Annotated in this window: 15 protein-coding genes, 2 tRNA genes and 1 riboswitch; of the genes, 10 read left to right on the forward strand and 7 right to left on the reverse strand. The window is 38.3% G+C overall.

Annotated elements, in window-relative coordinates; genetic code table 11:
• Positions 1 to 77 precede the first annotated feature (77 nt).
• Together H5117_RS14760 and H5117_RS14765 are read right to left on the reverse strand one after the other, a co-directional pair.
• Positions 78 to 641: a chitin-binding protein gene (locus H5117_RS14760; protein WP_182738503.1), complete on the reverse strand. Its 564-nt coding sequence runs from the start codon at positions 639 to 641 to the stop codon at positions 78 to 80.
• 96 nt (positions 642 to 737) lie between these two features.
• A riboswitch (cyclic di-GMP riboswitch) is annotated at positions 738 to 825 on the reverse strand.
• 88 nt (positions 826 to 913) lie between these two features.
• Positions 914 to 1,570: a cytochrome b/b6 domain-containing protein gene (locus H5117_RS14765; RefSeq protein WP_182738505.1), complete on the reverse strand. Its 657-nt coding sequence runs from the start codon at positions 1,568 to 1,570 to the stop codon at positions 914 to 916.
• A 108-nt stretch (positions 1,571 to 1,678) separates the two neighbouring features.
• Between H5117_RS14765 and H5117_RS14770 the strand changes: the two genes are divergently transcribed.
• The 3 genes from H5117_RS14770 to H5117_RS14780 all read left to right on the forward strand — a co-directional run bounded on the left by H5117_RS14770 (position 1,679) and on the right by H5117_RS14780 (position 3,250).
• Complete coding sequence (locus H5117_RS14770; protein WP_182196307.1) at positions 1,679 to 2,383, forward strand: AzlC family ABC transporter permease; 705 nt, start codon at positions 1,679 to 1,681, stop codon at positions 2,381 to 2,383.
• Positions 2,380 to 2,679: an AzlD domain-containing protein gene (locus tag H5117_RS14775; protein ID WP_004335020.1), complete on the forward strand. Its 300-nt coding sequence runs from the start codon at positions 2,380 to 2,382 to the stop codon at positions 2,677 to 2,679. Before H5117_RS14770 ends, H5117_RS14775 begins: the two co-directional genes overlap by 4 nt.
• A gap of 73 nt (positions 2,680 to 2,752) precedes the next feature.
• Complete coding sequence (locus tag H5117_RS14780) at positions 2,753 to 3,250, forward strand: glutathione peroxidase (protein WP_182738507.1); 498 nt, start codon at positions 2,753 to 2,755, stop codon at positions 3,248 to 3,250.
• Positions 3,251 to 3,368: 118 nt separating this feature from the next.
• Here the strand turns inward: H5117_RS14780 and H5117_RS14785 are convergent, their stop codons facing one another.
• Entirely contained in the window at positions 3,369 to 3,554 is a 186-nt protein-coding gene (locus tag H5117_RS14785; protein ID WP_007579801.1) for a PA3496 family putative envelope integrity protein, read from the reverse strand.
• 387 nt (positions 3,555 to 3,941) lie between these two features.
• Between H5117_RS14785 and H5117_RS14790 the strand changes: the two genes are divergently transcribed.
• Entirely contained in the window at positions 3,942 to 4,736 is a 795-nt protein-coding gene (locus H5117_RS14790) for a YggN family protein (RefSeq protein ID WP_182738509.1), read from the forward strand.
• Between the two features lie 76 nt (positions 4,737 to 4,812).
• On the opposite strand, the gene H5117_RS14795 is transcribed toward H5117_RS14790, so the two are convergent.
• The gene (locus tag H5117_RS14795) at positions 4,813 to 6,255 is read right to left on the reverse strand and encodes a PLP-dependent aminotransferase family protein (RefSeq protein ID WP_182738511.1); all 1,443 of its coding nucleotides are present in this window, start codon (positions 6,253 to 6,255) and stop codon (positions 4,813 to 4,815) included.
• A gap of 103 nt (positions 6,256 to 6,358) precedes the next feature.
• Here H5117_RS14795 and H5117_RS14800 point away from each other — a divergent pair, with 103 nt between their 5' ends.
• Complete coding sequence (locus H5117_RS14800) at positions 6,359 to 7,288, forward strand: DMT family transporter (protein WP_004335033.1); 930 nt, start codon at positions 6,359 to 6,361, stop codon at positions 7,286 to 7,288.
• A gap of 37 nt (positions 7,289 to 7,325) precedes the next feature.
• On the opposite strand, the gene H5117_RS14805 is transcribed toward H5117_RS14800, so the two are convergent.
• Positions 7,326 to 8,195, reverse strand: coding sequence for a diacylglycerol kinase family protein (locus H5117_RS14805; RefSeq protein ID WP_182738514.1), 870 nt, complete (start codon positions 8,193 to 8,195; stop codon positions 7,326 to 7,328).
• Positions 8,196 to 8,520: 325 nt separating this feature from the next.
• Here H5117_RS14805 and H5117_RS14810 point away from each other — a divergent pair, with 325 nt between their 5' ends.
• From H5117_RS14810 to H5117_RS14825, 4 genes are all read left to right on the forward strand, one after another.
• The gene (locus H5117_RS14810; RefSeq protein WP_004335040.1) at positions 8,521 to 8,661 is read left to right on the forward strand and encodes a hypothetical protein; all 141 of its coding nucleotides are present in this window, start codon (positions 8,521 to 8,523) and stop codon (positions 8,659 to 8,661) included.
• A 218-nt stretch (positions 8,662 to 8,879) separates the two neighbouring features.
• Positions 8,880 to 8,970 (forward strand) — tRNA-Ser (locus H5117_RS14815).
• A 52-nt stretch (positions 8,971 to 9,022) separates the two neighbouring features.
• Positions 9,023 to 9,115 (forward strand) — tRNA-Ser (locus H5117_RS14820).
• 491 nt (positions 9,116 to 9,606) lie between these two features.
• A complete protein-coding gene (locus H5117_RS14825; RefSeq protein WP_182738516.1) occupies positions 9,607 to 10,095 on the forward strand; it encodes an RNA-binding protein in 489 nt (162 codons plus the stop codon).
• Here the strand turns inward: H5117_RS14825 and H5117_RS14830 are convergent.
• Positions 10,079 to 11,203, reverse strand: coding sequence for an aminotransferase class V-fold PLP-dependent enzyme (locus tag H5117_RS14830; RefSeq protein WP_182738518.1), 1,125 nt, complete (start codon positions 11,201 to 11,203; stop codon positions 10,079 to 10,081). The genes H5117_RS14825 and H5117_RS14830 overlap by 17 nt on opposite strands.
• A 1-nt stretch (position 11,204) precedes the next feature.
• Entirely contained in the window at positions 11,205 to 12,374 is a 1,170-nt protein-coding gene (locus H5117_RS14835; RefSeq protein WP_182712681.1) for a monodechloroaminopyrrolnitrin synthase PrnB family protein, read from the reverse strand.
• Between the two features lie 136 nt (positions 12,375 to 12,510).
• Between H5117_RS14835 and H5117_RS14840 the strand changes: the two genes are divergently transcribed.
• Positions 12,511 to 12,966, forward strand: coding sequence for an Lrp/AsnC family transcriptional regulator (locus H5117_RS14840; protein ID WP_182738520.1), 456 nt, complete (start codon positions 12,511 to 12,513; stop codon positions 12,964 to 12,966).
• Positions 12,967 to 12,969: the final 3 nt, after the last annotated feature.

Raw genomic sequence — 12,969 nt, forward strand, 5'->3', positions numbered from 1 at the left:
TCCAATAGTTGGATGGGCTAAAACGGTAAACGCTTCATTACTAAAACCGCTATACCTTTGGGAAGATAATTTAAGCTTTATATTTGCTGCCAAGCCATAGCCCAGCTTTGCCCCACACCAGGTTCGAACATAGACTTATTATCGTCATTCGTGCGGCAAAACTCATTAAATGGCCAAGGCCTGCATTGATATACATGCCCAGTTTTTGGCTGCAATACCTTTGTACCCGCATTATAGTTTTCACAATTTTCAGGGTACACGTAATCATAAGTATCAAGGTTATTAACAACACGCTCATCGCATTTTGCAATACAATGAAAGTCGATGTGTGCTTTACATATACCACTGCTTTGCAGTGCAAAAATTTCATTATTTCTATAGGCTACAATTAAACCCTGTTCGGTCATTTTACCTGCGCTAACCAGAGGAACATGCACATTAATATGCTCGGCAACTAAACGCGGCCATGCGTGAGGCTCACCTTGCTCAAGCGAGGTGATCTTGTAATCAAATGATAAACTAACCAGCTCTCCTTGCATGTCGTAAAAGGTTACACTCACCACATCACCAATAAATAGTTGGGTATGATGATTTAAGCAACCTATTGTTGACCACTTTCCACAGGCCAACGACGTATGCATAAACACGGCAACACCTTAAGAGTTACAAAATCTTATCCATACACTATGGATACACAAAAAATACACTGAGGGCAAGTGATACATAACAACACGTTATGCAGTAGTCCCGCTACCATAGCTTTTAAAAAGCCTTAGACCGGAAACTTTGCGTCCTAACCTTTCGGCTAGTTTGCCAGCAATGCGGCGATTATAATTCGACCCCGCATAACAATCAAACAAAAGAATGTAACCAAAAACAAAAACCAACCCTTTAAGGCTGGTTTAATGTGTTTTTAACTAAACAAATAAGTTAAAGGCTCTTTCGCCCACGTAAATACCAGCAACACCAATAAAGATATAAATATTAACCACGCAGGCCAAGACGCTTTAGTTACTTTAGCCTCAGAGTCATCCGCTTTTAACTCTTTTGAGCCTGTGATCATCGCCTTAACCAGCGGTTTGCCTTTTATTCTATAAACAATAATAGCTAATACATGTAAGCCAATAGCATAAAGTAAAATGTCAAAATTCAGCTCATGTAGCCAATTGGCAAAATCAATCGTATCGCTAGACACATATTGAGCAAGCGGCCCGTCAGTTAAAATACCATCACTGCTCATTAAGCCACTTACAAGTTGCGTTATGATCAATATAAAAAACACTATCACCATACAGCTACCGGGTGCCGAATGGCCTAACGATTCGCTTGGTGTTTTTAGCGCCCTTAAAATAGCTCTAGGAGAATGCAGTAACCCACTTAATCTCGCGGTTTTACTACCAATAACACCCCATATTAAACGTGTTACTATAAGTGCTAAAGTAAAAAAACCAGCGACAAAGTGAAGCTCAATCATGCCCTCTTCAATACTAAAATAAAGCACTGCAATACTTACAACCAAAAACCAATGAAAGCATCTAATAAACCCATCCCACACTTTTAACGTCGTCATTGTGCCTATCCTTAAAAAAAACAGTATTATTTAATTTGTTAACTACTTTAACATCATAATATTAAGGTATCCTTATGAGCCATTCTACAAGCCGTGAGAGTAAATATCATGCAACCAGTTAAAAAAGCTATTTTAAAAGGCTTTTTAGATATGCTACCACTGTGTTTAGCCGTTGTTCCTTGGGGTATTTTATGCGGCTCTTTAGCGATTCAAAATGGTTTTAGCGCCTTTGAAACCCAAGCAATGTCGTTATTAGTATTTGCAGGCTCTGCACAGCTTGTTGCGATTGAACTTATGGCGGGCAACACACCATTGCTCACAATTTTATTCACAACATTTATTATTAGCTCTCGGCATTTTTTATACGGGTTAGCCGTGCGTCATAAGGTGATTGATCAACCTATGCGTTGGCGCTTACCAGTAAGTTTTGTTTTAACCGACGAGCTGTTTGCGTTTTCTCATCATCGAAGAGCATATAGAACAAAAACACGCTTAATATACGCATTAAGCGCTGGTTTTAGCTTTTATATTGCATGGAATATTTGGACGTTAATTGGCATTGTAGCGGGCACAATGCTGCCCGACCTAACTAATTTAGGGCTCGACTTTGCAATTGCCGCGACGTTTATCGCGTTGGTTATTCCGGGAATCAAAAATTTGGCCTCACTCGTTACGGTAATTGTAGCTGGTGTTAGCGCAACGCTTTTAAAAAGTACAGGATTTGAGTTGTGGCTTGTTTGCTCAGCGCTGCTGGCAATGGCCGCAGGTTACAGCACAGCAAGGCTAACCGCTAAAAAGGAAGCAACGCTATGATGACAACTATTTTACTCATGGCGTGCATTACATTTTTTACGCGTTATTTATTTTTACACCGCGCTTTACCGTTTAAAGTAGGTCCTAAAATGCAGCAATTTTTAAGCTTTAGCGCACCTGCGGTGCTTACAGCAATTTGGGTGCCTATCGTGTTTTTGAATGAAGATGGCATTAACTTAAACTGGCAAAACCCTTATTTAAGCGCAGCAATAGTCGCCATCATTGTTGCCTATAAAACACATAATATTTATTACACAACACTTGCCGGTATGGGGCTATTTTTAATATTAAATTAGAGCACTCTTTGTACTTTATGAAATACTGTACTCAGGTTAAAATACCAATAACAATAATAAAAAAGACGCCAATATGCACAAATTCCATCAATTAAGCGCAACAAGCTTGCAGGGTCAACCTATTAACTTTAGTGATTTTGAAGGTAGGGTTGTGCTTATTGTTAATACCGCAAGTAAATGTGGATTTACCTACCAATACGAGTCGCTTCAAGCTTTGCATAATAAATATGCTAGCCAAGGTTTAGTTATTTTAGGGTTTCCGTGTAATCAATTTGGTCAGCAAGAACCCGGCGACGCTACACAAATAGAGCTAGGGTGTTTAATTAATTTTGGTGTGAGTTTTTTAATGGCGGCCAAAGTAGATGTAAACGGTAAGCATGCTCACCCAGTCTTTCGTTTTTTAAAATCGGCTTTACCTGGTTTTTTAACACGTAAAATAAAGTGGAATTTTACTAAATTTTTAATTGCTGCAGATGGCACGCCAATTAAACGTTATGCACCTTTTACTAAACCAGAAAAACTAGAACTTACAATTCAAAAAGCTTTGGCACAAACTAAAAATGCGCTTTAAAAAGTAATAAAGAGGCGCAAGGCCTCTTTATTGCCAATACTACTGAAACTTAAACATACGCATAACTGCACATTTAAACTCTCAATATTAATTGGTATTTTATTTATACTAGTGAAATTTAATCGGTGTAATCGCTTAAATCGTCTTCGCCTAGATTTTTACGCAAGCGTTTTTGCTCAAGGTAGTCTTCCAACTTCTTTTTAACCTTTTGCTTGTTCTTATCGTGTTGATTACGGCCGAGCATTTCGTACTCGTCTTCAACAAAATCGTCATCTAGCGCATCGTAACTAAATGTCTTACCCACAACCCACTCCATAAAGTGTTTGAGACCAACCAAGGATTTTATTATCGCAATAGTCGGTAAAATTAAAATGTTTAACGTCAAAATGCTGTGCAAATTAACATCAAAATAAAGCCACGTGACTACTGTAAATAGTCTTCATGTCAGTAATGTGAATAAATAGCGCTAAATTTGAATTGAGGAAAGTGAGAGTTTTTTATCGTATCGATAAATAAAATTTATTAATTTTTATTAGTTAGCCAATTTGACTAAAAAATAGTTATTTATTAATTGATTTCATTTACTAAAAAACAAACAAAAACAGTTAACCATATGTTTTATATTAAAAAATAAAACTGGCATCAAACTTGTTATTAATTAATCGTCATCAACAAAAAGTAGAGAACAAACATGAAAAAATTACTATTAGTTAGCGCATTAATTTGTTCACCAGCCGCTATGGCTCATAACGATAACGATTCTGCAATTTCATTTAGTAATGATGAATGTAACGTCGAATTTAAAAATGATGTGCGCATTAAGCCAAACGAATTGGAAATTTTTACCGCCAACAATAAAACCATGCAGTTTAATAGCCATGGTGACTTAACCGTAAATGGCGAATTTGTAGCACTAAATAGCTCACAACGCGAAGCGCTAAGCAAGTACTCTGATAGTTTACGCACACAATTACCTGAAGTAGCCAATATAGCGCTAGAAGGCGTTAAAATTGCCGGTGTGGCATTAGAAGAAGTAGGCAATGCATTTAATATTGACGGCCTTGATAATATGTCAGAGCTTATGGATGACATTAAAATCGAAGTAGAAAACACATTTTACCAACAAGGTACATTTGTGATGGGCCAACAAAGTTTTAATCAATTTGGCGAAAACTTTGAACAACAATTTGAGCAGCAGATAGAAACAGCGGTTGAATCAGCAGTAATGCAATCAATGGGCAGTATTTTAGTAGCTTTAGGTTCTGAGTTACTTGGTTCAGGCGGTGATATGGATGCTTTTGAACAACGTATGGAAAATATGGGTGCACAAATAGAAGAAAAAGTAGAGCTACATGCAAGCGCACTTGAAGAACGTGCCAACTCTTTATGTGGAAACTTTGCTGATATTGCAAAACAAGAAGAGCAATTAGTAATGCAAGTGCCTGAGCTTGAAGGTTACCAGTTATTTAGCTTTAAACAAAATTAGTACAGCAAATGTTATTTAACATCCCTTTGGCAGCACTTAAGTTTACTTAAATGCTGCTTTTTTGTATTTCGTTGACTTATTTTTTAGCTAATAAAGTGAGCTTACCCAGAGTAATAATGGCTTGCTCAATTTGCGCGCTCCATTGCACACCATAACTCAACCTTACACAGCTTTTATATTTATTAGAGGCCGAAAAAACAAGCCCAGGGGTAATACTAATACCAACCTCAAGCGCAAGTAAAAACAATGTTTGGCTATCGTACTCGCCTCCTAAATCTAGCCACATTACGCAACCTCCTTTTGGATCGCTTATACGTGTATTTTTTGGCATAGCTTGTTGTAAGCACCATCGCATACGCTCTTTATTATCGCGCAAGCGTTGCCTAAGCACTTTTAAATTTCGGTCGTACTCACCACTGGCAATAAATTCAGATAACGTCCATTGGTTTATTAACGAAGCAGAGCAACTTAGTGCTCTTTTATATCGCCTTGCTTGCGTTGCAAATTTACCGGCAACGACCCAACCCACACGATAGCTAGGCGCTGCGGTTTTAGAAAAAGATGAGCAACTAATCACTAATCCTTTTTTAGAGTACGCTAAAGCAGGTGTGCCTCGTTTTGCCGTAAAATATAAATCGCCATATACGTCATCTTCAATAAGCACTACGTCATGACTTTCAAGTAGCTCCACCAGCTGCTGTCTGTTTGTATCAGGCATAAAGCTGCCCACAGGGTTACTAATTGCAGTCGAGAATAAACACGCTTTTATATCATGCTCATTTAAAGCGCGTTCCAAATCACTTAACCAAATACCATTATCTGGGCACAGTGGTATTTCGAGCGCTTTAAGCCCTAGGCTTTCTATTAACTCGATAATCCCGTGATAGCAAGGCGTCTCAATGGCAACTACATCGCCTGGCTTTGTCACACACTTAAGTGCAATAGCCATGGCTTCTTGTGCACCATTGGTGATCACAAGCTCGTCCATATTTATGCCAATACCAAAATCTAAATAGCGATGCACCAATTGCTTTTTCAGCGGTACAAACCCATCTGTTGGTCCATAGTTAATAGCTTTACTGCCAGCTGTAGTCATTACTCGGCGCATATTTCTCGCCAGTGCTTTATCGGTAGGTGCAGCAGCAATTGGGTTAGCGATACCAAAAGGAACTACATTAGCTTGATGAATCGCACTGTATACCTGCTCTATTAAGGCTTGTTTATTTACCACAACAGGTTCGCGACTTAATTTAACTCGCTTAGGTAAATTATGCGCCATGCTAACGACTTTTAAAAAATACCCTGATTTTTCACGTGCCTCTACTAACCCCTGATCTTCAAGTGTTTGATAAGCTTGCTTCACTGTCGGAATACTAATGTTTAAGTTATCTGCCATTTTACGCAGTGATGGAAGTTTTTCGCCAGGAAGTAAAACCTGCTGGGCGCTCATATCTCTGATCAACTGAATAACTTGCTGATATAGAAACTCATGCCCCTGGCTATTTTTCTGTCTTATCATCACGCATCCAAATCTGTATAGGTTACATTTTTACTTTTCTGTATATGGTAAGTATACAGACAGGTCTTAAAATAGCCATTCAATCGGGCTTTGGAGAGTAACCATGAAAAGTGCAGCGCTATACATTACAACCGTTTTAATTTGGGGTTCTACTTGGTTAGCCATCGAATTTCAGCTAGGTGATATTGCTGTAGAGCTATCGTTATTTTATCGCTTTGCTATTGCAGCACTTTTAATGTGGTTATATGTAGCGTACAAAAAACCGGATATGCGCTTTTCATTAATCGATCATGGTTTTTTTGCTTTGTTGGCTCTTTGTAATTTTGCCTTAAATTACTTAATGCTTTACTGGGCACAAAATTACTTAACCTCCGCTATGACCTCTATCGCCTTTTCACTGTTGCTGGTTATGAACATAGTTAACACTCGACTATTTTTTGGCAAGCCTATCTCAAAACGAATTTATACCGGTGCCGCACTCGCTGTATTAGGTATTACGTGTCTGTTTTGGCCACAATTACAGCAGTTCGACTTAAGTAACGGTGCATTGGTCGGGTTACTACTTGCCCTTGGTGGCACCTTTGTGGCTTCATTGGGCAACATGGTAAGCGTTCGTAATTCTCGTAAGCAAATTGGCGTATTGCAGGGCAATGCATGGGGCATGTTATATAGTGCTATAGGCTTAGCTTTATATGTATTAATGAACGATGTGCAATTTAGTTTAAACGCCCCAACTAGCTACTGGTTATCATTACTTTATTTATCAATATTTGGCACTGTAATCGCTTTTGGTTGTTACTTTGCACTACTAAAAAATATAGGCCCTGAAAAAGCCAGCTACGTTATTGTTTTATTCCCGTTAGTGGCAGTAACACTGAGTAGCTTTTTTGAAGGCTTTGAATGGCACGCAAATACCTTTGCAGGGTTTAGCTTAGTGCTATTAGGTAACGCCATTGTGCTTACCCCAACAAAACGAATTAACGCCTTTTTAGCTAATAGAGCAATAGCTAAAAGTGGCTCCGTCCCCAGTTAGACGCGTTATTAACGCAACTAACGCAAAAGCGCCTACTTTACTGTAGGCGCTTTTTTATTGGCATATGAAAAAGTAAGGCTTGTCCATGCACACTAACAACTGCAGGAGTTTTACCTATCAGCTCACCATCTGCTTCAATCAATAGCCCTTCAGTATTTATGGAAGCTGTATTTAAGCGACTATAGGTAAGGTTTTTTATATACTCATGACGCTTAAAAAATAACTTAATAAAGCTTATTACATTATAAAAAAGCCCACCCGATCGCATTTGATAACACTCAAGCTGGCCATCAATTAAATCCGCTTTTGGCGCTATTTTTAGCCCGCCACCAAAGTACTTATGATTAGCAAATACAGTAATTAAATTTTGATACTGCCGAGCATCGTTATTAAACGTACCTTGTAACTGCTGAGCTTGATAATAAAATAGCTCTTTAATGCTCGTCCAACTGTAATCAAAAGATGAAAAATTAGCTTTATCATTAATAGTTTTAATCACATGAGCATCAAATCCTACCCCTGCAATATTAATAAAATAGCGGCTATTAATTTTTCCTATATCAATGGCTGTCGGTGTATTAAATAATGCCTTTCGCCAATCATCTTCTTTGCAATTAAACCCTCTGGAGAAATCGTTACCTGTACCGCAAGGTAATAATGCTAACGAACAGCTGCTCCCTATTAGTGCATTAACCGCCAAGTTCAATGTACCATCGCCACCTAGTGCAACTACTTTGGGAAATTTACTCAGTAACAACCTTATTTGAGCGCAGTCATCGTCAAAGCTTCCCGTTGTAGTAAATATACAATAAGAAAAGCTGCTTTTTTTACAGATATTTTTAAGCCATGCCAATGATTTTTGGCTCTGTTTTTTGATACTTGGTTTAATAATTATAAGTAGTGACAAGCTTTTGTTTCCAGCAATGTATTCTAGAGTGAGATAACAAACGTTTAATTAAATTTTTTTAATCTGAATAAATAATCAAAAAACATTGTATAAAATGCATAAAAATAAATTAAAAAACCAAAAACCCCAACATCAAAGGGGTTAAAACCAACCGCCATATAAATAGCTATGCAAAAACAGTAATGCAACTTACTGAATCGCATATTAATGAAATCAATTCAGATTAGTTTAACTAATCCCTCAGGCTCAATTTTTATCGTTGTATTTTTAATCAAACAACGTGCAAAATGCACGCGATTTCAACAGATACAACCGGAGCAAAATAATGAAACCAATTAATACATTAAATCAAACAGCAGCAGCGCAAGTAGCCGTTAAACCAACTAACCGTAAAGCAAGAATGTTAGCTAAACTTAACACGATTGGTAAAAGACTAGCACTTAGCGGTGCAGCTCAATATAAATAATCACCCAACCATGATTATTTTTCGGTGCAGCGAACACTCAACCACTAAATGAAGTCACTTATTTAGCTCCCATTGTTTGCTGCAACCTATTTATTTTATTAAAAATTGCCTTAATTTCCCCTTATTTACAAAAAAAACCTCATTTACGTATATTTTTTAGGCAAACAGTCATTTTGCTATTTACACAGCGGTATCACCTAAGTATTATTCTGCGTCACGGAGAGATGGCAGAGTGGTCGAATGCACCGGTCTTGAAAACCGGCATGGGTTTATAGCCCATCTAGGGTTCAAATCCCTATCTCTCCACCATATTTTAATTGGTGGCTTTCTTTACTTCCATCAATACAAACGGTTATGCGTTGGAGAGGTGTCCGAGTGGCCGAAGGAGCTCCCCTGCTAAGGGAGTATAGAGTTTGTAGCTCTATCGAGGGTTCGAATCCCTCCCTCTCCACCATACTTAATTTAAACCACTTGATTGTGGTTTTTTTGTGCCTAAAATTTAACACCGATACTAAATTGGGAGGGTGAGAACCCTCGACAGGGTTCGACAAAATGTCTGGAACATTTTGGGCCGCAGCAAGCGTCGCGCAGCGATTGATTACATGGATGTAAGCAAGTCTATCCCTCCCTCTGGACCATACTTAATTTAAACCACTTAATTGTGGTTTTTTTGTGCCCAAAATTTAACACTGATACTAAATTGGGAGGGTGAGAACCCTCGACAGGGTTCGACAAAATGTCTGGAACATTTTGGGACGCAGCAAGCGTCGCGCAGCGATTGATTACATGGATGTAAGCAAGTCTATCCCTCCCTCTGGACCATACTTAATTTAAACCACTTGATTGTGGTTTTTTGTGCCTAAAATTTATAAAAACTAAACAAATTGTGCCTAGTAATAACTTAGGGCATTATTAACACAACTTTAGCCACTTTTAGGTTTAGCTATGATCCGGTTCATATTGCTATCATTTTGCACGGCAGCACCATTTTTTACCTTGGCACAAAGTACAACAGTGTATAAGTGTGTAATTAAGGGCGTTCCTACTTTTAGCCAAACGCCTTGCGCTAAAGATGCACAAGTTATTACTCTAAAAGATATAAATGTAATTGAAGCATATAAAAGCTCTACGCCCGGTAAAGGTATTACCGATACCTCTGTTGATGACTACTTAGAGGTTCAGCAAATAGAGCGTGAAATAAAGCGCCTTGAGCTATCTATTGAACAAAGCCAAAAAGAATACGCAGCTAAAAAACAACAAATAGATTATATGACCCAAGATAAGGCCAATCGTTTAGGCGCTTCGTCTATTGCTGATGCTATCGCAACTAAAACAAATTCATTAAAACAAGCCTACGACGCATCAATTAGTCAAACGCAGCAAAAAATAGAGTCATTAAAGCAAAGAAAGCAGCAGCTTAGCCAAAACCCTTAAGCGCTCGTTTTACTATAGAAATAAATTGCGCAACGTCTTCTTGAGTATTATAAATATGTGGCGATACTCGTATTCCAAATTTGCGAGCATCTACACTGACTTTCGCTTTATTAAGCTCTGTAAGTACATGGTCTTGCTGCTTGTTAAAAAACAAAATAACAGTCCCGCTGCATTTATCACCACTCATAGGTGATACAACATATTCGCTTAGTTGCTCATGAATAAGCGTAAGCATCGCTAAGTTATGCACCCTTACCTTGTGAGCTGTTAGCTCTGCAAAGTAGGTAATACTATTTGCGGCAATAATATAAGGCGCTACAGAAGGGGTGCCACCCCAAAACTTGAGCGCACTGGCGTTATATTCAAAGTGGTTAATATCGAACTCAAATGGATTTTGATGCGAAAACCAACCCACATCTTTAGGCTCACAATACTCTATTTGATTTTTGTTAACCCATAAATAAGCTGCACCTGGGCCACCACATAACCATTTAACGCTCGAGCCAATCATAAAGTCCGCATCGAGCACGCTTAAATCAAGCGGTATAACACCCGCTGACTGAGCAACATCAACTATTGATAAACTATTGGTTAATTTACTTATAGCTACAATATCGTACACAGGCGCCTGTACACCTGTATTTGAATATACATGACTTATAAAAACTAAATCGATGTCGGCGGTTATATAACGCTGCCAAACACTAATATCAGTTAGGTTTTCGTGCTCAGGTATAAATATGATTTGCGCGCACTTTGGCAACGCTTTTTGCATTGCAAAACCCATACTCGGAAAATCACTTTGCGCCATAAGCACTTTACAATTTTTTTGCTGTAGCCGTGGATGCGACATAAGCAATTTTGTTAAGCCACTTGATAAATTAACCTGAGGACAAAACTGCGAACTAGGCGCATTAAATAACTTACCAAGCGCGGTAGTAAATTGCTCAACTGCGGGCAGCCATTGTTGCCAAGGTTCTTTATTTGAGCTCTCCCACGGTAAAAAGTAGTGCTGTGCTAAATATTGCTGCGTATTTTTAAGAGGACGTCCTACCGAGTGGTTTAGTAAATAACAGCCATCAGCCATACAAAAATCATTTTTAAGCATGCTATTTAACCCATTCTTTAAGTGTATTTAGATCGTCAAAACGTGTTTTTATATCGTCGCGTTTGGCACTGGCTCGCCTATCTCTTAATTTTTCGAGCGAATCAAGTAACACATTAAGCGGCGGACCACTTGCTGTTACCTTGCTCATATGCTGCTGTTGCATATTTTTTGAAGGCTGAGCAATAAACTTTTCAACCAGTTGATTATGATGACCGACTGCGGTGTCGCCATGTAATTTACACACTTGGATAAATAACGTTGCGTGGCTTTTAAACCAATCTGTATTTTTATATTGCTCTGCTTGTAAAAAGTCATCCATAAAGCTTTGCATACGCATGGCTTCTCGCAGGATTTGTTGATCCTCTGGCATCATATATAAAAACTTATCCACCAGCATTTGAGAGTAACTAGGCTCGTTTGCACTACACAGCCCTAACAGCATATCAATCACGTTAATACCTGCAAAGTCACCAGCATTTGCCCCTCTGTAAACCTCTTTACCTACACGGTACGGTTTATAATAAGGGCGAACGCAGTTAAAAAAGCGATCTGTATCGAGCTCAGAATAAAGTGCATTGTTTGACTCAATTACATCTATAAGCGCTTGTTTAGCTACTTTTAATAACTCACCACACAAGGGATGTGAAATACCTAACGGCAATATTTTTAATAATGCATCACTTGCCCGTTTGTAGGCCAAAATGCCTTGAGTGTTATAATCAAGAAACAGCTTTTCATCAGGTAAATTGGTAAATCGTTTATAAATACCGTTAAGTGCTTTGTTATGAGTAGTTAAGTGGGCGGTAGCAAAACGAGGGGTTACGCCAATAGATGCGCCTATATGCATAGCAAGCGCTGAGGCTTCTATTAGCGGTGAAGTGGTTTCTCTGCTTGGCTCAGTAATTTCATGGCGCCTACACGCTGCCATAAATAATCCTACGTTACCGAGTAAGTCAAAAGCGCTATCAAAGCCTTGATCTGTGTTTCCCTCGGCTAATAAATTGCTAATTAATACGTTGCCTTCTTTTTCTAATTGTTGCTTTAAGGCCTCGCCTACCCCTTCTACATTTGCTTTATCGGTTTGCTGCCAATAAAGCTGCTCTAATTCACTATTTAAAGTGACAAACTCAGTTCGTATCCAGTGATCGAAAATAGCGGTATGTGTGTTCATTGTTGTGCTCTATTATTTTTATAGTTAAATGCTAACAGAGTTCAATGAGGGTAAAACGCCAAAAAAATTAGTAAAAACTGCAATACTTAGCAATAATCACTACAAATATAAAAATAATTAATAAAAGCCGACAACTATGTTAGATAAAAAAGATCAGCAATTACTCATTGCACTGCAAAGCCAAGCTCGTATGTCGGTTTCAGATTTGGCCAGCAGTATTAACCTATCGGATACGCCTTGTTTAAGGCGTATAAAAAAGTTAGAGCAAGAAAACATTATTATCGGCTACCACGCCGCCATAAATCCTAAAGCACTTAACCTTAATGTGTTGGTATATGCGTTTGTACGATTAAGCCAAAACTCGGTAAGTGCTGCAGAGCAATTTGAGCAACATGTAGAAAAGTTACCACATGTATTAGAGTGTTGTGTAATATCAGGAAGCTATGATTATTTATTAAAAATCATTGCACATGATCTTGAGAGCTACGAAACGTTTGTGAAACATCAACTAGGTGGCTTAAGTTGTATCGCAAATATAGAATCAACAGTTGTGTTAAAGCAGTCATTTAGCAAAAAACAGTTACCTTTATAAAAA

Origin of the sequence: Pseudoalteromonas sp. SG45-1 (assembly GCF_014164135.1) — a bacterium.
Taxonomy (GTDB): Bacteria; Pseudomonadota; Gammaproteobacteria; order Enterobacterales; family Alteromonadaceae; genus Pseudoalteromonas; species Pseudoalteromonas distincta.